Source organism: Comamonas sp. DB36, from assembly GCF_057914905.1.
Genome location: NZ_CP196631.1, coordinates 2,894,125 through 2,915,628, shown reverse-complemented (window position 1 = coordinate 2,915,628; position 21,504 = coordinate 2,894,125). Strand labels below are relative to the sequence as shown.

At 66.6% G+C, this 21,504-nt stretch carries 21 protein-coding genes; 12 read left to right on the top strand and 9 right to left on the bottom strand.

Annotation, left to right across the window (positions count from 1 at the left end; translation table 11 throughout):
• The first annotated feature begins 35 nt into the window (after window positions 1-35).
• Window positions 36-839, top strand: coding sequence for a transporter substrate-binding domain-containing protein (locus tag ACSVDO_RS13545; RefSeq protein ID WP_489592745.1), 804 nt, complete (start codon window positions 36-38; stop codon window positions 837-839).
• A 47-nt stretch (window positions 840-886) separates the two neighbouring features.
• Window positions 887-1,432: a methylated-DNA--[protein]-cysteine S-methyltransferase gene (ogt, locus tag ACSVDO_RS13540; RefSeq protein WP_489592743.1), complete on the top strand. Its 546-nt coding sequence runs from the start codon at window positions 887-889 to the stop codon at window positions 1,430-1,432.
• A 93-nt stretch (window positions 1,433-1,525) separates the two neighbouring features.
• Here ogt and ACSVDO_RS13535 read toward each other — a convergent pair whose 3' ends face one another.
• Entirely contained in the window at window positions 1,526-2,530 is a 1,005-nt protein-coding gene (locus tag ACSVDO_RS13535; protein WP_489592741.1) for a Bug family tripartite tricarboxylate transporter substrate binding protein, read from the bottom strand.
• A gap of 27 nt (window positions 2,531-2,557) precedes the next feature.
• A complete protein-coding gene (locus ACSVDO_RS13530; RefSeq protein ID WP_489592740.1) occupies window positions 2,558-3,766 on the bottom strand; it encodes a CaiB/BaiF CoA transferase family protein in 1,209 nt (402 codons plus the stop codon).
• A gap of 158 nt (window positions 3,767-3,924) precedes the next feature.
• On the opposite strand from ACSVDO_RS13530, the gene ACSVDO_RS13525 reads away from it, so the two are divergent.
• Together ACSVDO_RS13525 and gorA are read left to right on the top strand one after the other, a co-directional pair.
• On the top strand, window positions 3,925-4,842 hold the full coding sequence (locus ACSVDO_RS13525; protein WP_332538915.1) for a LysR family transcriptional regulator: 918 nt from the start codon (window positions 3,925-3,927) through the stop codon (window positions 4,840-4,842).
• A 58-nt stretch (window positions 4,843-4,900) separates the two neighbouring features.
• A complete protein-coding gene (gene gorA, locus ACSVDO_RS13520) occupies window positions 4,901-6,307 on the top strand; it encodes a glutathione-disulfide reductase (RefSeq protein ID WP_489596404.1) in 1,407 nt (468 codons plus the stop codon).
• A 28-nt stretch (window positions 6,308-6,335) separates the two neighbouring features.
• Here gorA and ACSVDO_RS13515 read toward each other — a convergent pair whose 3' ends face one another.
• Complete coding sequence (locus ACSVDO_RS13515) at window positions 6,336-7,256, bottom strand: LysR family transcriptional regulator (RefSeq protein WP_332682201.1); 921 nt, start codon at window positions 7,254-7,256, stop codon at window positions 6,336-6,338.
• A gap of 116 nt (window positions 7,257-7,372) precedes the next feature.
• Between ACSVDO_RS13515 and ACSVDO_RS13510 the strand changes: the two genes are divergently transcribed.
• The 3 genes from ACSVDO_RS13510 to ACSVDO_RS13500 all read left to right on the top strand — a co-directional run bounded on the left by ACSVDO_RS13510 (window position 7,373) and on the right by ACSVDO_RS13500 (window position 11,356).
• Entirely contained in the window at window positions 7,373-8,389 is a 1,017-nt protein-coding gene (locus ACSVDO_RS13510; RefSeq protein ID WP_489592738.1) for a Bug family tripartite tricarboxylate transporter substrate binding protein, read from the top strand.
• Between the two features lie 86 nt (window positions 8,390-8,475).
• Window positions 8,476-9,450, top strand: coding sequence for an NAD(P)H-dependent flavin oxidoreductase (locus ACSVDO_RS13505; protein ID WP_489592736.1), 975 nt, complete (start codon window positions 8,476-8,478; stop codon window positions 9,448-9,450).
• A 22-nt stretch (window positions 9,451-9,472) separates the two neighbouring features.
• Window positions 9,473-11,356: an acyl-CoA synthetase gene (locus ACSVDO_RS13500; protein WP_489592734.1), complete on the top strand. Its 1,884-nt coding sequence runs from the start codon at window positions 9,473-9,475 to the stop codon at window positions 11,354-11,356.
• A 2-nt stretch (window positions 11,357-11,358) separates the two neighbouring features.
• On the opposite strand, the gene ACSVDO_RS13495 is transcribed toward ACSVDO_RS13500, so the two are convergent.
• The 3 genes from ACSVDO_RS13495 to ACSVDO_RS13485 are packed head-to-tail and all read right to left on the bottom strand — an operon-like array spanning window position 11,359 to window position 14,575.
• Window positions 11,359-12,339: a Bug family tripartite tricarboxylate transporter substrate binding protein gene (locus tag ACSVDO_RS13495; RefSeq protein ID WP_332538921.1), complete on the bottom strand. Its 981-nt coding sequence runs from the start codon at window positions 12,337-12,339 to the stop codon at window positions 11,359-11,361.
• A gap of 32 nt (window positions 12,340-12,371) precedes the next feature.
• A complete protein-coding gene (locus ACSVDO_RS13490) occupies window positions 12,372-13,376 on the bottom strand; it encodes a hydroxymethylglutaryl-CoA lyase (protein WP_489592732.1) in 1,005 nt (334 codons plus the stop codon).
• Window positions 13,373-14,575, bottom strand: a complete 1,203-nt coding sequence (locus ACSVDO_RS13485; RefSeq protein ID WP_489592730.1) for a CaiB/BaiF CoA transferase family protein — start codon at window positions 14,573-14,575, stop codon at window positions 13,373-13,375. Before ACSVDO_RS13485 ends, ACSVDO_RS13490 begins: the two co-directional genes overlap by 4 nt.
• Before the next feature lie 219 nt (window positions 14,576-14,794).
• Here ACSVDO_RS13485 and ACSVDO_RS13480 point away from each other — a divergent pair, with 219 nt between their 5' ends.
• On the top strand, window positions 14,795-15,679 hold the full coding sequence (locus ACSVDO_RS13480) for a LysR family transcriptional regulator (RefSeq protein ID WP_489592729.1): 885 nt from the start codon (window positions 14,795-14,797) through the stop codon (window positions 15,677-15,679).
• A 13-nt stretch (window positions 15,680-15,692) separates the two neighbouring features.
• Here the strand turns inward: ACSVDO_RS13480 and ACSVDO_RS13475 are convergent, their stop codons facing one another.
• Window positions 15,693-16,928, bottom strand: coding sequence for an MFS transporter (locus tag ACSVDO_RS13475; protein ID WP_489592727.1), 1,236 nt, complete (start codon window positions 16,926-16,928; stop codon window positions 15,693-15,695).
• 67 nt (window positions 16,929-16,995) lie between these two features.
• Here ACSVDO_RS13475 and ACSVDO_RS13470 point away from each other — a divergent pair, with 67 nt between their 5' ends.
• On the top strand, window positions 16,996-17,421 hold the full coding sequence (locus ACSVDO_RS13470) for a helix-turn-helix domain-containing protein (RefSeq protein ID WP_489592725.1): 426 nt from the start codon (window positions 16,996-16,998) through the stop codon (window positions 17,419-17,421).
• Window positions 17,414-18,193: a DUF6597 domain-containing transcriptional factor gene (locus tag ACSVDO_RS13465; protein ID WP_489592723.1), complete on the top strand. Its 780-nt coding sequence runs from the start codon at window positions 17,414-17,416 to the stop codon at window positions 18,191-18,193. Before ACSVDO_RS13470 ends, ACSVDO_RS13465 begins: the two co-directional genes overlap by 8 nt.
• Before the next feature lie 43 nt (window positions 18,194-18,236).
• Here ACSVDO_RS13465 and ACSVDO_RS13460 read toward each other — a convergent pair whose 3' ends face one another.
• Window positions 18,237-19,949, bottom strand: a complete 1,713-nt coding sequence (locus ACSVDO_RS13460) for a tannase/feruloyl esterase family alpha/beta hydrolase (protein ID WP_489592721.1) — start codon at window positions 19,947-19,949, stop codon at window positions 18,237-18,239.
• Between ACSVDO_RS13460 and ACSVDO_RS13455 the strand changes: the two genes are divergently transcribed.
• Together ACSVDO_RS13455 and ACSVDO_RS13450 are read left to right on the top strand one after the other, a co-directional pair.
• Complete coding sequence (locus ACSVDO_RS13455) at window positions 19,948-20,142, top strand: hypothetical protein (RefSeq protein ID WP_332538931.1); 195 nt, start codon at window positions 19,948-19,950, stop codon at window positions 20,140-20,142. The two genes, ACSVDO_RS13460 and ACSVDO_RS13455, sit on opposite strands and share 2 nt — an antisense overlap.
• Window positions 20,143-20,295: 153 nt before the next feature.
• Window positions 20,296-20,655, top strand: a complete 360-nt coding sequence (locus tag ACSVDO_RS13450; protein WP_489592718.1) for a VOC family protein — start codon at window positions 20,296-20,298, stop codon at window positions 20,653-20,655.
• Between the two features lie 13 nt (window positions 20,656-20,668).
• On the opposite strand, the gene ACSVDO_RS13445 is transcribed toward ACSVDO_RS13450, so the two are convergent.
• On the bottom strand, window positions 20,669-21,436 hold the full coding sequence (locus tag ACSVDO_RS13445) for a sulfite exporter TauE/SafE family protein (RefSeq protein WP_332682190.1): 768 nt from the start codon (window positions 21,434-21,436) through the stop codon (window positions 20,669-20,671).
• Window positions 21,437-21,504 lie beyond the last annotated feature (68 nt).

Below are 21,504 nucleotides of genomic sequence, written 5' to 3'. Positions count from 1 at the left end.
TTTTTCCTTTCCCTCACTTCCTGAAAGAAAACGCCATGACCTTGTCTCGCTCCCTGTTGCGCACCACGTTCGCCGCCGCGCTGCTGGCCTGTAGCGCCCATGCGGCCCAGGCCGACCAGCTTGACGACATTCGCAAATCCGGCAAGCTGCGGGTGGCGGTGGCGATAGGCATTCCGCTGTTCAGCTTCACCGACGCTGCCATGGAGCCCACGGGCTCGGACGTGGAGACCGCGCGCGAACTGGCGCGCGGCCTGGGCGTGAAGCTCGAAGTGGTGCCGGTCACCACGGCCGCGCGCATTTCCACGCTGCAGGCGCGGCGCGCCGACATGACCATTTCCGTGATGTCGATCACCGAAGAACGTGCCAAGGTGGTCGACTTTTCCGTGCCCTATGCGGCAATCACCATCATCACCGCCGCGCCCAGGGACGTGAAGATCGCGGGCTACGCCGATCTCGCGGGCAAGCGCATAGGCCTGACGCGCGCCACCACCAACGACACGCTGACGACCAAGGAAGCCAAGGGCGCGGAGATCATGCGCTACGAGGACGACGCCACGCTGATCACGTCGGCCGTGACCGGGCAGGTCAACATCTTCTCGGCCACGCCATCGACCATGGACGAGATCAACCGGCGCGCGCCGGGGAAGAACTTCGAGATCAAGTTCTCGCAGCTTGATTCGCCGCTGGGCATTGCGCTGAACAAGGGCGAGCCGCGGCTCAAGGAATGGGTGGACCGCTGGGTCAGCGCCAATCTGGAAAGCGGCAAGCTCAACCAGATCTACCGCAAGTACCACGGCCGCGACATGCCCAATGTGGTTGTGAAGACCGCGCAGAACTGACGGGCAGCGATCCTCTACGATGTGCGGATATGCCCACGTATCCCATCATGTCCGCACTGATTTTTCAGCTCGAAAGATTCGCCACACCGCTAGGCCAGCTGCTGCTGGTCAGCGATGAACAGCAGAAGGTGCGCGCCATCGACTGGCAGGACTACGAGGCGCGCATGCAGCTGTTGATGCGGCGCCAGTACAAAGGCCTCGCCGTGTCGCTGCGCGATGCCGCCCAGGCGTCGCCGGCGCGGCGCATTCTGCAGGCCTATTTCGAAGGCGATCTGGCCGGCATAGAGCAGATCCCGGTGGCCCTGGGCGGCACCGATTTCCAGCGCCAGGTGTGGCAGGGCTTGCGCGGCATTCCCGCAGGCCAGGTGCTCAGCTACGGCGACTTCGCCGCGCGTCTGGGCCGGCCTTCGGCCAGCCGGGCCGTGGGACTGGCCAATGGCGCCAATCCCGTGAGCATCGTGCTGCCATGCCACCGCGTCATCGGCAGCAATGCCGCGCTGACCGGCTATGGCGGCGGGCTGCAGCGCAAGCGCTGGCTGCTGGAGCATGAAAAGGCAATTCAACCGCTGACGCAATCCCTGCCCGGATTCTGAGCGCCTGCTGGCTGCCAGGCGCAAAAAAGCCCCGGCAAGCAGGGCTGGCCGGGGCTTTGATCTGCATGCCCGGCAAGCGCCGGGCGCATCGCTTTACAGCGCCGAGATGTTCTTGTCCTTGGCGATCTTGCTCCAGCGCGTGTAGTCGGCCGCCAGGCGCTTGCGCATGGTTTCCGCGTCCTGGTAGCTGGCGACGGCGCCGGCGCCGATCAGCTTCTTTTGCAGTTCGGGGTCGGCCAGGATCACCTTGAGTTCGGCGTTCAGGCGGTCGATGATGGGGCGCGGCGTGCCCAGGGGCGCGACCAGGCCGCCCCAGGTGTCGGCGTCGAAGCCCGCAAAGCCTTGCTCGGCGACCGACTTGATGCCCGGCAGCAGCAGCTTGGCCTTGTTCGAGCTGCCCGCGATGGCGCGCAGCTTGCCGGCCTGGATATGCGGCAGGGCGGCGACGACGTCGGCGAACATCACGGGAATCTGGCCGCCGATCAGGTCGGTCACGGCCGGGGCGCTGCCGCGGTAGGGGATGTGCTGCATGTTGAAGCCGCCCAGGTCCTTGAGCTGCTCCATCGACAGATGGCCGAAGCTGCCCGTGCCCGAGCTGGTGTAGTTCAGCGGCGTTTCCGCGGCCTTGGCGTGGGCGATCAGCTGCTGCAGGTTGGTCACGTCGGGCAGCACGCGCGGGTTGATCACGATGGCCATGGGCAGGTCATAGACCGTGGCCACGGGCATGAAATCCTTGCGCACGTCGTAGGCGTTGTTGTTGAACAGCAGCGGCGCGAGCAGCGCGGGCATGCCGAACATCGACAGGTTGTAGCCGTCGGCGGGCGACTTGATGAACGCTGCCGTGCCTATCGAGCCCGAAGCGCCGGGGCGGTTCTCGACGATCATGGTCTGGCCCAGGCGTTCGCTGAGCTTTTGCGCAACGATGCGCGCAGCCGTGTCGGTGGGGCCGCCGGGCGGGAAGGCAACGACGATCTTCACGAGCTTGTTGGGCCAGGCCGGGTCGGCGGCAAAGCTGGTGCCGGTGGCCAGGGTCAGCGCGCTGGCGGCGCCTGCGGTCAGCAGGTGGCGGCGATTGAGGGAAGCTTGTGGCTTGGACATATCTTGTCTCCGGTAAAAAAATTGTATTTAGATGATGTGGCTCGCGCGCAGCGCGGCAATGGCTTCGGGCGCCATTCCCAGCTGCTCGCTCAACACGGCGTCGGTGTGCTCGCCCAGATGCGGCGGCGGCAGGCGCACCGGCAGGCGCTCGCCGTCCATGGCGTAGGGCGGGGCGAGCACGGCCTGGTTGCCGGCTTCGGTGTCTTCATAGCGGTGCAAAAGGCCGGCGTCCTGCGTGCGTTCCGACTGCAATGCGTCGAGCAGGCCCAGCACTTCGCCGCAGGGAATCTGCGCCGCCGTGAGCTGGGCCAGCAGCTGGGCCCGGGGCTTTTCGCGCAGCGCCGCGTGGATCAGCGGCATCAGCACATGGCGGTGGGCCGAGCGCGCGGTGTTGGTCGCGAAGCGCTCGTCGCTCGCCCATTCGGGGTGGCCGACGATCTCGCTGCAAAAGCGCTGGAACTGGCCGTTGTTGCCCACGGTGATCACCAGCGGGCCGTCGGCGGCTTCGAACACGCCGTAGGGCACGATCGACGGATGGGCATTGCCGAACTTCGGCGGGTCGCCGTCCTTGAGCAGGGCTTCCATGCCGTAGTAGCTGGTGATCATCAGGCCGCAGTCATAGAGCGCCATCTGCACATGGCGTCCACGGCCCGTGGTGTGGCGCTCGTACAGCGCGGCAAGAATCGCCTGGGCCGAGTACATGCCGGTGAACATGTCCACTGCCGCCACGCCGAACTTGAGCGGGCCCTGGCCTTCGTCGCCGTTCATGGCCATGAGACCCGCTTCGCCCTGCACCACCAGGTCGTAGCCCGGGCGCCTGGCTTCGGCGCCCGAGCGCGAGTAGCCGGAGATCGAGCAGTACACCAGGCGCGGGTTGATGGCGCTGAGCTGCTCGTAGCCCAGGCCCAGCTTCTCGGCGCCGCCGACCTTGAAGTTCTGTATCACCACGTCGGCCTTGGCGGCCAGCTGCAGCGCGATTTCCTGGCCCTGGGGCGACTGTAGATCGAGGCTGATGGAGCGCTTGTTGCGGTTGGCGCTGTTGAAGTACGAGGTGTTGCGGCTGCCCACGCGCACGCCCCAGTCGCGCGTGTCGTCGCCGCGGCTCGGATGCTCGACCTTGGTCACGTCGGCGCCCAGGTCGGCCAGCGACATGGCGCACATCGGGCCGGCCAGCACGCGCGAAAGGTCGAGAACACGCAGACCAGCCAGCGGCTGGATGGGGAAGGAAGCGCTCATGGAAGAAGGGCCTTGTCCAACAAATCAAAACGAGGCACTCAGACCCCTCTCTTTGATGGTGCGTGCGACGACGCCCCAATCAGGTGCGTATTTTGATATGTTTAGAAAATTTAGCAATTGTGATAAAAATTGGACATTGTGTATTTCAAAATTTGACAATGAACCTGGCTACCCTGTCCCTGCTGGTTGACATCATCGAAGCCGGCAATCTGAGCCGCGCCGCGGCCCGTCTGGGCGTGAGCCGCGCCAGCGTGAGCCAGCGGCTCAACCAGTTCGAGCGCGAACTCGACCAGCAGCTGCTGCGCCGCACCACGCGCCAGATCGAGCCCACCGAGCTGGGCTGGAAGCTCTATGAACACGGCCGCGCCATACGCCAGGAGCTGCTGGCCGCGACCGAGTCCGTCAGCAGCCTGGGCCAGAGCCTGCAGGGCACGGTGCGCCTGTCGGTGCCCAGCGGTTACGGCCAGCTGATGATGTCGGCCTGGCTCACGGAGTTCATGCAGCTGTACCCGGGCGTGACGCTGGAAGTGGTGTTCGACAATGACATCGAGGACCTGCTCGAAGGCGCGGTCGATTTCGCGATGCGGGTCATGACCGAGCCGCCGCCGCATCTGGTCGCACGCAACATGGGGCCGGTGCACTATGTGGCCTGCGCGGCGCCGGCGCTGGTACAGGCCGGTGGCATGCCCACCAGCCTGGCCGACCTGCACCTGGTGCCGCTGATCAGCTCCAACCTCACGGGCCAGAAGCTGCGCCTGGCGGGCTACGAAGTAGGCGGCAGCACGGAGCTGCGCATCAAGCCGCGGCTGATGTCGGCCAATTTCTACTTCCTGCGCGACGCCATCCTGCAGGGCCTGGGCGTGGGCGTGGTGCCCGACTACATGGTGCGCGAGCCGCTGCAGCGCGGCGAACTGCTGAGCCTGCCGTTTGCGCCCGGCAGCCTGGATTTCCTGTCCACCAACAAATACCTGCTCTACATGCCCACGCGCTACCAGACCAAGGCGATCGCGACGCTGATCGACTTCCTGCTGGGCAAAGCCGCACAGCAGGGCGCCGATGTCGAAGAAGCACGATGATGTACACCTGGCACGTTGGCATGGGATGCCGCGCAGTCCCTACAGGAAAGTACAAATGATGAACAAGCATGACTTTGATCTGATCGTTATCGGTGGCGGCAGCGGCGGCGTGCGCGCCGCGCGCATGGCCGCGCAGCGCGGCGCGCGCGTGGCGCTGGCCGAGCGCCTGGGCGGTGCAGGCCTGGGCGGCACCTGCGTCAACGTGGGCTGCATTCCCAAGAAGCTCTACAGCTATGCGGCGCACTACGCCGAGGCGTTCGAGGAGTCGCATGGCTTCGGCTGGGAAGGCCAGGCTCCGGTGCTCAACTGGGCCGCGCTCAAGGCCAACCGCGCGCGCGAAATCACGCGGCTGAACGGCATTTACGGCAACCTGCTGACAGGTGCGGGGGTGACGGTGTTCAACGCCTTCGCGCGTCTCGACGGCCCGCAGTCAGTCATGCTCAAGCTTGACGGCGAAGCGGCTGAACAGCGCCTGACCGCCCAACACATCCTGGTCGCGACCGGCGGCACGCCCCACCTGCCCGATATCGAAGGCCGCGAGCATGTGATCGACTCCAACGCCATTTTCGACCTCGAGCCGTTTCCGCAGCGTCTGCTGGTGGTCGGCGGCGGCTACATCGCCTGCGAGTTCGCGTCCATCTTCAACGGCCTGGGCGCCCAGGTCACCCAACTCTACCGCGGCGAGCAGGTGCTGCGCGGCTTCGATGACGAGATCCGCCATTTCGTTGCCGCCGAGATGGGCAAGGCCGGCGTCGATCTGCGGCTGGGTGCCGATGTCGCGTCCATCACCAAAACGGACGCGGGCCTGCGCGTGCGGCTCAAGGACGGCGGCGAGGTGATGGCCGATGCCGTGCTGTATGCCACGGGCCGTGTGCCCCTGGTGGTCGGCCTGGGTCTGCAAGCCGCGGGTGTTGTACAGCGCAAGGATGGGGCCGTGGTGGTCGATGAACACTACCAGACCAATGTGCCTTCGATCTATGCCGTGGGCGATGTCACCAGCCGCGTGCAGCTCACTCCCGTGGCATTGGGCGAAGCGATGGTGGTCGTCGACCAGCTGTTCGGCCCGCAGGCCGGCAAACCCGAGCGCCGCATGAGCTATGAGTTCATTCCCACCGCCGTGTTCACCCATCCCAGCATAGGCACGGTGGGTTACGGCGAAGCGCAGGCGCGCGAACTGTATGGCGAGGTGACGATCTTTCGCAGCGAGTTCAAGGCGCTCAAGCACACGCTTTCGGGCAGCAGCGAGCGCACGTTGATGAAGCTCGTGGTCGAGACCAAGACCGATCGCGTGGTGGGCCTGCACATGGTGGGCGCCGAGGCCGGCGAGATCGTCCAGGGTTTCGCCGTGGCCATGAAGGCCGGCGCGACCAAGGCCTTGTTCGACAGCACCATAGGCATACACCCGACCGCGGCGGAAGAGTTCGTCACCATGCGCGAACCGGTGAAGTCGCCCGCGAAATCCTGACAGCGGGCTGGCCCTGCAGGGCCAGGCCTCAGGTGCCCGATTTGCGCACCATGCGCAGCAGGCCCATCTTGTCCGTGAGGAAGTCGATGAAGGTGATGGTGGCACGCGACTGGTAGCGGTTGGGCATGTACATCAGGTACATGTGATTGCGGTTGATGCTGAACTGGTAGTCGGCGAGCACCGACACCATCTCGCCGGCCTGAACGCGCGCATGGGTCATGTAGTCGGGCACCAGGCCCAGGCCCAGGCCACCCAGAATGCAGTCGAGCACAAACGGATAGCTGCGCGACATCAGCGTGGGAACGAACTCGATTTCCTCCCCATGATCGTTCTGCGTGGCCGTCATGCGCACCCGGCCGCTGACGCCGCCCGACGTGATGATGGGCGTGCGCCGCAGTTCGGCCAGCGTCTGCGGCACGCGGTGGCGTTGCGCCCATTCGGCACTGGCGCACAGCGCGTAGCGCACCGGCCCCAGGTCGCGCGCGACCACCATGGGCGGCGGCTCCTGGGTCACGCGTATGGCGACGTCCACACCGTCCTTGACCAGATTGTCGATGAAGTTCTCCAGCCGCACTTCCAGAATGATGGCCGGGTACTTCTTCTTGAACTCTATGAGCCAGGGCCCCATGACCAGCTGGCCGAAGCCCGTGGGCGCGCTCAGGCCAATCTTTCCGCTGAGCTGCCGATCGTTGGCGCTGGCGTTCACGGCTTCGCGCATCAGTGCCGACTCGTGCACGATGTTGCGCGCATGCTCGTAGACCTGCTGGCCCATGGGGGTCAGCTCAATGCCCTGGGGCGTGCGCCGCAGCAGCTCGGCATCCAGCGATTTTTCCAGCCTGGCCACGTGGTAGCTGACATTGGCGCGCGACATGTTCAATGTGCGTGCCGCCTGGGCCAGGTTTCCGCCGTCGACGATTTCGACAAAGATCGTCAGTGCCTGCAAGTCCATTGAAGCCATCTCCGCATGTCAAATATTCTTGACCATGATGTACATCGATGCAGTCGTTGTCAACGCCTGGCTTGTTTGCAAGAATGAGCCAAAGCCCAATCAATGGGATAAGAAAAATGCACAGGCAAGGAGACAAAATGGCCATCACACGTTCAAAGTTCTTACGCACTCCGACGCTGCTTGCGCTGGGTATCCTCATGGCGCTTCCCAGTCTGCAGGCATCGGCCGCGGGCTGGCCCGACCGGCCCATCAAGCTGGTCGTGCCATTCCCCGCGGGCGGCCCCACCGACTCCGCGGCGCGCGTCTATGCAGAGGCGCTGGGCAAGCGCCTGGGCCAGCCCATCGTGGTCGACAACAAGCCCGGCGCATCGGGCGCGGTCGCTGCCGGCCAGTTCGTCGGCACGCCGGCCGATGGCTATACGTTGATGATGATGGTCACGCCCACCATTCTTGCGCCGCACTTTTTCAAGACGGCCACGTTCAATCCCGCGACCAGCTTCGCGCCCGTCACCAAGATCTACGACCTGCCCAATGTGATTGCGGTCAACAGGAACTCGTTGCCCGACGTGACCGATCTGAAGTCGCTGTTCGCCAAGTCGAAGGCCAGCGCGCAGACGCTGATGTACACCAGCTCGGGCGCGGGCAGTTCGGGCCATCTGAGCATGGAGCTGATGAAGTCCAAGGGCTTCACCAACATGCAGCACATCGCCTACAAGGGCAGCGCGCCCGCGATGAACGACACGCTGGGCGGCGTGGTGCCGGTGATCTATGCCGACATGGTCACGGCGCTGCCGCAGATCAAGGCCGGCCGGCTCAAGGCCGTGGCCGTGGGTACGCCGCAGCGCGTGAAGTCGCTGCCCGATGTGCCCACCATGGCCGAGCAGGGCTTTGGCGGCAACGAGGCGTCGTCATGGGGCGGCCTGGTCGCGCCCAAGGACACGCCGCAGAACATCATCAAGCGGGTCAGCGAGGAGTCGCGCCAGATTCTGGCCAGCGACGAGATCATCCAGCGCTTCGAGCAGATAGGCGTTCTGGCCGCCTTCCTCACTCCCGCGAAGACGCAGGAGCTGCTGCAGTCCGACTTCACGGGCTGGGGCAAGGTGATCAAGGACAACCAGCTCACGCCCGAGTAAATCGTTTCACGTTCCGAAAGAAATCAGCCTGCAGACGCCGGGCGCGGGAAAGCCGCGCCAGCGCTGGCCAAAGACATAGACGCACCATGAAGACACGCATCACGGAGTTGCTCGGCATACGCTATCCCATCATCCAGGGCGGCATGCAGTGGGTGGCGCGCAGCCCGCTGGTGGCCGCGGTATCGAACGCCGGTGGTCTGGGCGTGCTGACCGCACTGACCCAGCCCACGCCGCAGGCACTGCGCGCGGAAATCGAGAAGACGCAGGCGCTCACGCGCGCGCCGTTCGCGGTGAATCTGACGTTTCTGCCCGCGCAGAACCGGCCGCCCTACGATGAATTCATCGACATCATCATCGACAGCGGCATACGCATCGTCGAGACTGCGGGCAACAATCCCCGGGAGTACATAGGCCGGCTGCACGCGGCGGGCGTCACGGTGGTGCACAAATGCACGTCGGTGCGGCATGCGCTGTCGGCGCAGAAGATAGGCGTCGATGCGGTCTCCATCGACGGCTTCGAGTGCGCGGGTCATCCCGGCGAGGACGATGTTCCCGGCCTGGTGCTGATTCCCGCAGCGGTGAAGGTGCTCGACATCCCGGTCGTCGCTTCGGGCGGCATTGCCACGGGCGCTGGCATGGCGGCCGCGCTGGCGCTGGGCGCCGAAGGCGTCAACATGGGCACGCGCTTTTTAGCCACGGTCGAATCGCCGGTGCATGAGGCGCTGAAACAGGCCCTGGTCAATGCCAGGGAGACGGATACCCAGCTGGTGCTGCGCAGCCTGGGCAACACCTCGCGCGCGCTGCGCAGCAGCGTGACCCAGCAAGTGGTGGCGCTGGAGCGCCGCCCCGGCGGCAGCGCGTTCGAAGACCTGCGCCATCTCGTGACCGGCCAGCGCGGCAAGGCGGCGCTGCAGTCGGGTGATATCGACGACGCCGTGATTGCCGCGGGCCAGTGCGTGGGCCTGATCGACGACGTGCCCACCTGCGAGGAACTGATAGACCGCATGGTGCGCGATTGCCGCGCGGCGTTTGCGCGCGGCAACCGCTTGTTTGTTTCGTGATTTCCGAGTTTTTCAAGTCCCCATGTTTCACCCCATTCGCCCCATACGCAGCCTCGCCGACATCGAGGCCATCGAGCAGACGCCGCTCGATGCATTGATCGCGCCCCGGTCCACCCATGCGCTGTTCGAGGCCGCGGCGCGCGGCCATGGCGCGGGCGCGGCGCTGACGTTTCTTCCATCCGCCGATGGCCATGCCCAGGCCCAGCGCTACACCTATGCGCAGCTGCTGGGCAAGATCAACCAGACCGCGAATGCGCTGCATGGCCTGGGACTGGGCAGCCAGGACACCGTGGCCATCATGCTGCCTGGCTGCGCCGAATACCATTTCGCGCTGTGGGGCGGCGAGGCCGCGGCCATCGTCCAGCCCATCAACCCGCTGCTCACCGCCGAGAAGATCTCGTCGCTGCTCGACGCCACGCGCGCCAAGGTGCTGATCGCCTGGGCCGATGCCGATGACGCCGGCATCTGGCGCAAGGTGGCGCAGCTGACTTGCGGCATCACGCATGTGCTGTACGTGAGCCATGCGGGCGCGGCGCCCGATACCGCAGGCATAGGCGCGCGCGTGCTGGATTTTGCCGATGTGATCGCGCGCGAACCGGCCGACCGGCTGGTCTCGGGCCGCGAGATCGCGCCCGGCGACATCGCCGCGTACTTTCACACCGGCGGCACCACGGGTTCGCCCAAGCTCGCGGCGCAGACCCATGGCGCCCAGGTCTATACCGCCTGGGCCAGCGTGCAGATGCAGGGGCTGACGTCGAACGACCGCACCATCAACGGCTATCCGCTGTTCCATGTGGCCGGCGTGCTGCCGGGTTCGCTGGCCTGCTTTTCGGCGGGTGCCGAAGTCATCATTCCGACCACCGAGCTGTTTCGCAACAAGGGCGTGATTGCCAACTTCTGGCGCCTGGTGGAGCGCCACCGGCCCACGGTGATGTCGGCCGTGCCCACGGTGCTGTCCATGCTGGCGGATATCGATCTGGCGGGCGCCGACATTTCCTCGATACGCTACTTCCGCACCGGCGCGGCGCCATTGAGCGAGGAAACCGCGCGCCGCTTCCAGGCACGCACCGGCCTGCATGTGCACGAAAGCCTGGGCATGACCGAGATGACCGGCATCTCGACGATCACGCCGCAGGGCGTGCAGGCAAGCGTGGGCCATGTGGGCTTCAGAACGCCGCATGCGCGCATTCGCATCGCCCAGCTGGACGCCAGCGGCAATGTCATGCGCGACCAAGCCGCGCCCGGCGAAACCGGCATGGTGCTGTTCCAGTCGCCCAATCTATTTGCGGGCTATCTGGGCGCGATTGCGCGCGACAGCTATTTCACCGCGGACGGCTGGCTGCTTTCCGGCGATCTGGGTTCGCTGTCGGCCGAGGGCCTGCTCAAGCTGCAGGGCCGCTCGAAAGACCTGATCATCCGCAGCGGCCACAACATCGACCCGCTGGTGATAGAGCAGGCGCTGGAGCGCCATCCAGCCGTCAAAGCCTGCGCCGCGGTGGGCGCGCCCGACCCGCTGGCGGGCGAAGTGCCCGTGGCCTATGTGACGCTTAGGGACGGGCAGACGGCGGACGCCGAAGCGCTGCGCGAATTTGCGGCGCGCCATGTCGACGAGCCGCCCGCGCGCCCGCGCTACGTGGAAATCGTTGCTGCGCTGCCGACCACCAATGTGGGCAAGGTGTTCAAGCCCGAACTGCGCGCCATGGCCAGGCAGCGCTACCTGGAGTCCGCGCTTGCCGCGCTGATGCAGCGCCAGCCGCAGCCGGCCTGCGTCTGGCCCGAAGTGCGGTTTGATGAAGCGCAGGGCTTCCTGCTGCGCGATCCGCTCGGCTGCCTATCGGATCAGGATCTGCAGGCGCTGGGCCGCGCCGTGCAGTTCATGGGCGCAGCGGTGCGCATCGAAGCCTGAGATCACTCGGCCTGGATGTTGGCGTCCTTGACGATCTTGCCCCACATGTCCCAGTCGCGCTTGACCATGGCGCCCAGTGCCTTGCTGTCCTTGAAATCGGCGGTCGCGCCCTGGTCCAGCGCCTTCTTCTGGAACGCGGCATCGGCCAGCATGTTGCGCACATCGGTTTCGAGCTTGCGCACGATCTCGGGCGAGGTCTTGGCCGGTGCGAACAGCGCAAACCAAGAGGTGGCGTTGACGCCGGGCAGACCCGCTTCGGCCGTGGTCGGCACGTTGGGCAGGCTGGGCAGGCGCTCCTTGCCGGTCACGGCCAGCACCTTGAGCTTGCCCGACTGGATATGGGCCATGAACGGCGGCGCGGTGCCGAACGTCAGATCGACCTGGCCGCCCAGCAGATCCTGCAAGGCAGGGCCCGTTCCCTTGTAGGGCACATGCACCATGCGAATGCCAGCGGCCTGTTCGAGCTGCACGCCGGTCACATGCTGCAGCGAGCCATTGCCCGAAGACGCATAGTTGAGCTTGGCCGGATTGGCCTTGGCGTAGGCCACGAGTTCCTGCAGCGTGTTCACGGGCAGATCGCGGCGCACGACGACGATCTGCGGCGCGGACAGCACGTTGGCCACGGGAACGAAGTCCGTCAGCTCCCAGGCGCTCTTGCCCAGGTGGGGCGAGATCACGTGAAAGCCAGAGTACTGCATCAGCAAGGTATAGCCATCGGCTTCGGCGCGCTTGGCCTGGGCCGCGGCGATGTTGCCGTTGCCGCCGCCCTTGTTCTCGACCACGATGGTCTGGCCCAGCACCGGGCCCAGGGCCTGGGCCGCCATGCGCGCGGCCAGATCGGTGGTGCCGCCGGCGGCGGCCGGCACCACCATGGTGATGGGCTTGACGGGGTAGTCGGAGCGTGCGGCGGCGGTGCCGGCAACGCCCAGGGCCAGGCCGGTGGCCAGTGCGAGGCGGCCGAATTGCTTGCGGGTCATGGTCATTTTGTGTCTCCTTGGATTTTGTAATGCGGGCTTCAAAGCCCCGATTGCGCGGCCTGCAGCCGCTCCATCGCGCGTGCGCGAACTTCCTGCAGCGATGCGGGCGCGGGATGCAACTGCTGCACCGGCCCCGCCTTGACGATGGCGCTGGGAATGTCGTGGCCGATCTGCGCGGGCAAGGCCGCTGCCACTGCGGTCAGCGCCGCCAGATCGACACCCGTGTCGTAGCCCATGAGCTGCAGCGCATGCACCAGTTCCTCGGTGCAGGCATTGCCGCTGGCGCCGGGCGCATAAGGGCAGCCGCCCATGCCGCCCACCGAGGCGTCGAACCGGTCCGCGCCGGCGGCGATGGCCGCGAGCACATTGGCCAGCGCCATGGCGCGCGTGTCGTGGAAATGCAGTGTCAGGGTGGTCTGCGGCCAGCGCGCCTTGAACGCGCCGACCAGGGCATGCACCTGGGCTGGATGGGCCATGCCCGTGGTGTCGCACAAGGTGATGCCTTGCACGCCCAGATCGATGAAGCGCTGGGCCCAGTCGAGCACGACCTCGGCCGGCACATCGCCTTCCATCGGGCAGCCGAAGCTGCACGACAGCGAGACGTTGATGGCGACCCGGCCCTGCCGGGCGACCGCGATCACATCCTGCAGTCCCGCAAACGACTGCTCGCGCAGCATGCGCAGGTTGGCGAGGTTGTGGGTTTCGCTGACCGACATCACCAGGTTCAGTTCATCGGCGCCCGCGCCCATCGCGCGCTCGGCGCCCTTGACGTTTGGCACCAGGCAGGTCATCACGGTGCCGGGCGGGCGCGCGATGCCGCACAGCACCTGCTCGGCGTCGGCCAGCGCGGGAATCGCCGTGGGCGAGACAAAGGCCGTGACTTCGATCTTGGCCATGCCGGCCGCCGACAGCGCATCGACCATGGCGATCTTCTGCGCCGTTGGCACGAAGACTTTTTCCATCTGCAGGCCGTCGCGCGGGCCCACTTCCTGGAGGTAGATGCGCCGGCCCGCGCCGTTCCAGACGTTGGCGGTGCTGCTCATTGGATCACTCCCTGCGCGCGCAGTTCGGCGATCTGCTGGGCATTGAGGCCCATGCCCGCGAGCACCGCGTCGGTGTCGTCGCCCAGCTTGGGCGCGCTGCTGCGCACCGTGCCCGGCGTTGCCGACAGCTTGGGCACGATGCCCGGCACTTCGACGCTGTAGCCGTCGCGTGTCTGCTGCTGCAGGATCATGTCGCGCGCGCGGTAGTGCGGGTCTTCGCAGATGTCCTTGGCGGTGTAGACGCGGCCGGCGGGAACGCGCGCCGCGCCCAGCTGTTCGAGCACCTCATTGATGCTGCGGGCCTGGGTCCAGGCGGCAATCGCGGCGTCGATCTCCTGCACGCGCGCCACGCGCCCGGCGTTGTCGGCCAGGTCGCTGGCCCCGGCCAGGTCGTCGCGCCCTATGGTCTGCATCAGCCGCTTGAAGATGCTGTCGCCATTGCCCGCGACCAGCACCCAGCCGTCGGCGCAGGGGTAGGCGTTCGAGGGCGCGATGCCGGGCAGGGCGCTGCCCGCGGCTGCACGCACCGCGCCGAACGCGCTGTATTCGGGCACCAGGCTTTCCATCACGTTGAACACCGCTTCGTGCAGCGCCACGTCGATCACCTGGCCCTTGCCGCCATGCGCCTGGCGGTGATAGAGCGCCGTCAGCACGCCTATGGTGCCGTGCAGCGCCGCGAGCGTGTCGCCGATCGACACGCCCACGCGCACCGGCACGCGTCCGGGCTCGCCCGTGAGATGGCGCAGGCCGCCCATGGCTTCACCGACGACGCCGAAACCCGGCAGGTCGCGGTAGGGGCCGGTCTGGCCGTAGCCAGAAATCCGCAGAATGACCAGCCCCGGGTTGAGCGCATGCAGTTCGTCGGGCGACATGCCCCAGCCTTCGAGCGTGCCGGGCCGGAAGTTCTCGATCAGCACGTCGGCTTCCTTGAGCAGCTGGCGCGCCAGCTCCTGGCCCTGGGGCTTGCGCAGGTCGAGCGCCACCGATTTCTTGTTGCGCGACTGCACCTGCCACCACACCGAGGTGCCGTCCTTGATCATGCGCCAGTTGCGCAGCGGATCGCCGTCGCCCGGTGCCTCGATCTTGATGACGTCGGCGCCGAACTCACCGAGGGTCTTGCCCGCGAACGGGCCGGCGATCAGCTGGCCCATCTCGATCACGCGCACGCCCGCGAGCGCGCCCGCGTCCAGTGCCGGCATATGTTGTTGCGTTTCCTGCATTCGTTCCTTCTCTCTCGGCGGTTTCGATTCGCATCGCGAAGGCCGCAATGATGCAAAAGATAGTCGCGGCTGCAAAACGCTGATTTGCGTCTCTGCCATCGCATTTCGGCATGGCTGAACAGAAAATCAGTAGATACCCTAGGTGAAAGCGTGAACGCATGCGGCTGCACTGCCGTTTTGGCAAAGCAAAATGCGGGCATGCGACTCGACCCCATTTCCTTGCGTTTGTTCGTGGCCGTCATGGAGGAGCAGGCGATTGCGCGTGCCGCCGCGCGCGAAAACATCGCCACGTCTGCCGCGAGCCGCCGCCTCGCGGAACTCGAGGCCCAGCTCAAGGTGCAGTTGTTCGAGCGCAGCAACCGCGGGATCGCACCCACGCCCGCGGCCTATACCTTGCTGGGCCTGGCGCGCAGCGTGCTCGGTGAGATCGATGGCATCGCGCGCCAGATGCGCGAGTACGGCAGCGGCATGCGCGGCCATGTGCGCATGGTGGCCAACATCTCGGCGATCACGCAGTTCCTGCCCGCGCAGCTGCAGGGCTTCATGACCCAGCACCCCGAAGTGCAGGTCCACCTTCAGGAGAAGATCAGCAGCGAGATCGCGCTGGCCGTGGCGCAGAACACGGCCGATTTCGGCATTCTGAATGCGGGCCGCTATGGCGGCGACCTGTGCTATCTGCCTTACCGCCAGGACGAGCTGATACTGATCGCGCCGCACGGCCACCCGCTCACGCAGTTCGAGCAGGTCGACATGCGCCAGGCGCTGGCCTATGACTTCGTCGGCGCGCATGTGGGCAGCGTGATCAACGCGTTGCTCACGCGCAGCGCCGCGCAGGTGGATCTGCCGTTGAAGCTGCGCATCCAGGTGACCAGCTACGACGCACTGTGCCTGATGGTGGCCGCGGGCCTGGGCGTGGGCGTGCTGCCGCGCCAGAGCGCCGCCTTGTACGCGGGCACGCTGGCGATCACGGCCTTGCGCCTGGACGAGCCCTGGGCGCAGCGCCAACTGGTGCTGTGCATGCGCTCGTTCGAAGGCCTGCCGCCGGTCGCGCGCGCGCTGGTCGAGCATCTTGCCAAGCCGTGAGTGCCGCCGCGTTTCAGGTTATGCCGCGATGCGCCGCCTGACGGCGCAAGGCCAGAAGAAGTGACAGCAGGCACAGGCCCGCGGTGGCGAGAAAGGTCGTCGCAAAGGCCTGCTCCATGGCCTGGCGCGAACTGTGGGCCAGGCCATCGGCGCCCAGCAGTGCGGCAAACAGCAGCGGCAGCAGCGAGGCGCCGAGCATGAACCCCAGGTTGCGCGACAGCCCCAGCAGTCCCGAAAGAAGGCCCTTGTGTGCCTCTGGCGCGGCGCGCATCACGGCGGTGTTGTTGCCCGCCATGAACAGTTGGAATCCGGGCGTGACCAGTACCAGCGCCAGCATGTAGCCCGGCACGCCTATGGCGGCGGGCAGCAGCGCGAAGCCGCACAGGCCAGCCGCGGCCAGCGCCAGGCCCGCACGCAAGCTGGCTTGGGCGCCAATGCGGTCGGTGATGCGCCCCGCAGGCACGCCCGACAGCGCGGCGGCGACCGGGCCCGTGGCCATCACCAGCCCGGTCTGCGCTTCGGTCAGGCCCAGGCCGAAAGCCAGAAAGAACGGGCCTACGACCAGCGTGGCCATCATCACCGCGCCGACCAGAAGATTCATCGCCAGCGGCGTGGCGACCGCACGGTCGCGCAGCAGGCCCAAAGCCAGCGGCGCGTGCGTCGCGCTCGCGCGGTCTTTCGTGCCGGCAAGCGCTTTCAAGGCGAGCAGCAGCAGACCCGCGCCGAGCACGGTCAGCAAGGCGAAGGCGCTGCGCCAGCCCAGGGCGCCAATCAACAGCCCGCCTGCGGACGGACCCAGCGCCGTGCCTATGGCTGACATGGTGCCCAGCAGGCCCATCGCCGCGCCCATGCGCTCCTTGGCGACCAGGCCCTTGGCCAGCGACAGTGGCAGCGCCATCAGCGTGGCTGCGCCCAGGCCTTGCGCCGCGCGCGCGGCAATCAGCCAGCCCAGGCCGGGAGCGAGCGCTGCCGCGGCCGACGCCAGCGTGAACAGTACGATGCCGGCCAGGAGCACGCGCCGGTGGCCGTGCAGATCACCCATGCGCCCGGCGGAGACGATGGCCAGCGTGACCGCGAGCAGATAGGCCAGCATCACCCATTGCACCTGCGCGACGCTTGCAGAGAAGGCCCTGGCAAGCGTGGGCAGTGCCACGGTCGCGATGCTGATGCCCAGCGACGCGAGCAGGATGGCGCTGGCGAGTGTCGCCAGTACAAGTCTGTTGTGGGGGAGGGGAGTTGCGTTTTTCATGCGGACTTCTTGCTGCGGAATGAAGGACAGCTTTACTATGCAACTTCAAGTCAACTTGAGGTCAAGAGTGAATCTTCTCGATATCGGCGTGCTGTCGAAAACCAGCGGCCTGCCCGCCTCCACGCTGCGCTACTACGAAGAGCGCGGCCTGATCGCGTCCGTGGCGCGCAACGGCCTGCGCCGCCAGTACCGCGAGGAAACGCTGGATCAACTGGCGTTGATCGCCCTGGGCAAGGGCGCGGGCTTTTCGCTCGATGAGATCAACGGCATGTTCGACCAGAACCGCCAGCCCGATCTGCCGCGGCCCTCCTTGCACGAGAGGGCGGACGAACTCGATCAGCAGATCCGCCGCATGACCACCTTGAGCAAGCTGCTGCGCCATGTCGCCGAATGCCCGGCACCGGCGCACATGGCCTGCCCGCGATTTCGCAAGCTGCTGCGGGTCGCGGGCCCCGGGGAGGCGGTCAATCAGCGTCCGGCGAAAAATGCGTGAGAAGAGTGCGGGAGTGGAGACTTCGGGAATAGCGGGCATCACCGGCCATTACCGGGAGCATCTGCCCCCGCCCGGTTTGCAGGCGCAGTTCCAGTGCCTCTGGAGCAGCGCGCTGTCCGATGGCCAGGCCAGCGATATTGCGGTCATGCCCGACGGCTGTGTCGACATCGTCTGGCGCGCCGACCGCTTGCTGGTGGTCGGCCCGGACATCGTCGCCGCGCATCCCGATCTCGCACCCGGAGCGCGTGTCATGGGCGCGCGCTTCCAGCCCGGGGCTGCACGCGGCTGGCTGGGCCTGCCGATGTCGGAGATCGTGGGCCGGGAAGTGGCGTTGGCGGATCTGCTGGGCGTCAGGGGCAGGGACTTCGCACAGCGGATGGAAGATGCCTGCTCTCCAGGCGCGCGGGCGCAGGTCTTTCAAGCGCAGCTGATCGCGGCTTCGGGAAACCTCCCCGGTGCCGATCGCAGCGCGCGCGAGACCTTCCATTTGGCGGCGCGTGGACTGGGCGCGCAGCGCATGCGCGAGCGCCTGGGCATCAGCCAGCGCAGCTTGCTGCGCCATAGCCGCGATCATTTCGGCTATGGGCCCAAGACACTGGAGCGCATCTTGCGCCTGCAGCGATTTATGGACTTGACCCGCGCTGATCACAGCGCGGGACTGGCGCTGCTGGCGGTCGATGCAGGCTATGCCGACCAGTCCCATCTGGCGCGTGAAGTCCGGGCATTGTGCGGCATGACCGCGACGGCCTTGCTGGCACAGATCCGGTCTTGAACCGGGGCGGCGTTGCCCGGCGCCGGCCCCTGCCGTTGCGGCGCTATTGCGTGGAGCAGCTGAAGCTGGCTGCCACGTTGATGTCGCCGCTGCCGTTGTAGCGCGGATACGCGGGGTAGTCGCACAGCGGACGCGTGCGGCCCGGAACGCCGGCTGTATCGGTCACGGTCTGGTTCGGTGGCAGCGTGCTTTTCTCGACCCAGTTCTCGAGCGTCGACAGCGAATCCCAGGCGGCATTGAAGACGCTGCTGACCGCATGCCCGTAGCCCGGAATCTCGTAGTAGCGCAGGAAGGTGTCGGCGCGCGCCTGGCCCATGGTCGTGCGCACGCGATCGACGTACTGCGCGGTGGCGCGGGTGCTGACCAGTGCATCGCCCGTGCCGTGCGCTATCAGCATCTTGCCGCCCCTGGACTGGAACGCCGTCAGATCGGTCTTGTTGACGTCCTGCAGCGCGCTCAGCGCGCTGATGCGCTCCTGGTAGGGGCCGGGGTTTTGCGGGTCCAGCGTGAGCGCGTTGAAGTTAGGGTCGCGCGTCACGAAAAAGCGCACCCACTGGTCCCAGAAAACACTGCCATAGGGCGCGCCGGTAGGCATGGGATTGGCGGGCTGGACGGTCTTCAAGGAGAGCGCCGAGACGGTGGGCTGCAAGGGGCTGGCGTTGGGAATGCCGAAGTCGGTGCCCCAGGTGTTGAAGCCCGGATACTGGGTCTCGCCGCTGGCCAGCGGGTAGCCGAAGGTGATCGGCGTGTTGATGACATTGAAGGCCGCGATCTGAGCGTCCGACAGGCAGCTGTCGCCCTGGTCCAGGCCGCCCGCGCAGCGCAGCGGCAGGCCGTTGACGTTCGCGGTCATGGGATCGAAGCGTGCGTTGCAGGCCTTGATGTCGCTGATCAGGCCGTCGGCCACGCCGTCGAGCGCATCGCATGCCTGCATCGATGCGTCGTACAGCTGCTTGCGCTTGGCCGGGCTGGGATAGGCGCCGGGTTGGGCCAGCGCGCGCGTGATGCGGCCGAACTGCAGGTCTAGGCTTGCAGCTGCGCCCGCAGGATACAGCGCAATCACTCCGTCCCAGTCCTGCGGCCATTTCTGCGCCACGGCCAGTGCCTCGCGGCCGCCGGTGGAGCCGCCGGCGAAATAGGCTTTGGTCGGCGCGCCCATGGCGTAGCGCGCCTTGATGATCGCCAGCGCCACATCGCGCGTCTTCTTGAGCGCATCGCCCGAAAAATTACGGACCGCCTCGTCGTTGACGCCGAACGAGCCGTCCTGGCTGCCCAGGGCCGTGGCCTGGTGTCCCGAATCGCTGGCGAATGTCGCGTAACCACGGCCCAGCGGCGTTGCCTGCACGGTCGGCCCTGCGGGGACGTTGCCTGTCACCGAAGGAATCGTGCCGTTGTAGCCGCCGCCGCCGAACATCATCGCCTTGTTGTTCCATACGGCCGGCAAGGCCACCTGCAGCATGATCTTCGGCGCCGTGGCGTCTACCGGAGAAATCGACGCACTCACGCGGCAGAACTCTGGCGTGGCGCCCGCGCCGCTGCCCGTTGCCGCGACCGTAGCGGCGGCGGTGACCAGCGCGCCGGTCGTGGGCAGGCCTATGTCGGCCGCGGCAATGGTCATGCCGTTCAGATCCGCGCAAGCCAATGGCAGCGGTGCGGGCGGACTGCCGCCGTCACCATTGCCGCCGCATCCGACCAGTACGGCCGACAAGGGCAGCAATAAAGCCAGGTGGCCTAGAGAACGCTGGGGTTGTCGCATGTTGTCTCCTGCTGTTGAAAAATTACGGAGCAAGTCCGGGCCCGGGGCACGGATTTCGATCAAGCACTTTGTCGACATATTCCTGTCCACCGAGGGCGCTCGGATGGGTGGCAAGGACTGCAGCCGTCGTGGCCGCGATGGGGAACAGGAATTTCAGGGGATGCGCGCGTTCAGCGGCAAGACAATCAACTGATGGACAGTGTCTGGAATCGGTATCGTGCGGTCTATCCACGTTTGCACTAGCCTTGCCGGCTTTGCCGCATATGGCCGACTTGGCCGATTTGTCCAAGACGCAGGGGCGCGCTCAAGCGATCATGGCGGCAATTCACTCCACCCAGGAAAAAGCATGACCACCACCGAACGCGATCGCAGGATCGACAATATCGAATTCAACGTCGCTGACATCGCGCGCAGCAAGGCGTTCTATGGCGCGGCCTTCGACTGGCAGTTCACCGACTATGGTCCGACCTACACGGAGTTCAGCGACGGCCGCCTGACCGGCGGCTTCACCACGGGCGAGGCCGTGCGGCCCGGTGGCCCGCTGGTCATCCTGTATGCCGACGATCTGGCCCAGGCCCAGCGGCGGCTCGAAGCAGCGGGCGCGGTGATCACCCGTGCGGTGTTCGCTTTTCCCGGCGGGCGCCGGTTTCACTTTCAGGACCCGGACGGCTACGAGCTGGCGGTCTGGTCGGACCAGGCGCACTGAGCGCTGTTGCGCGTCAAGGCGCGAGCATTTCCTTGAGCACCATGTGCAGGCCCAGCACGATCAGGCTGGCCAGAAAGACTTTTCGGAACAGCACGGGCGATAGCCGGTGGCGCAGATGCTGTCCGGCGGCCATGCCTGCGAGGGCGGGAAGCAGCAGCATGACCGATGCGCCCAGGCTGGCGCTTGAGTACTGCGCATTGAAATACAGGCCGGCGGCAAGCGCCACGGTGGAGACCGTGAACGAGATGCCCATGGCCTGTATCAGTGCATCACGCTGCAATCCGAGTGCCTGCAGATAAGGCACGGCGGGAATCACGAACACGCCCGTGGCCGCCGTGACCAGGCCCGTTGCGGCGCCTATCAACGGCCCCAGCCAGGGCTCGCTGGCCGCGCGCACGGTCAGCCGCGCGCCCGTGAGGCCCCAGACCGCGTAGCCGACCAGCGCCGCGCCCAGGCAGGCCGTGGCCCAGGCACCTGCGGGCGCACCCAGCGCCCAGGCCCCGGCCAGCGTGCCTATGCACACGCCGATCTGCATGGGCGCCAGGCGGCGCAGCAGGGGCCAGAGCGCCGGCCAGGGCCGGATCTGCCACACGTTGGTGGCCAGCGAAGGCACGATCAGCAGCGCCGCGGCCTGGGCGGGCGTCATCAGCAGCGCGAGCAAGGCCATGGCAACCGTGGGCAGCCCCAGGCCGACCACGCCCTTGACCAGGCCGGCGAGAATGAAGACCAGGGTGACCAGCAGCGGCCAGACGGCGTCGGAAAGCGCAATGGGGAAATGCATGGCGCGATTCTGGCGACGCCAGGCACGGCGCGGAATGCGGATGTTGCGTAGCCAGCCTCAGGCGCTTC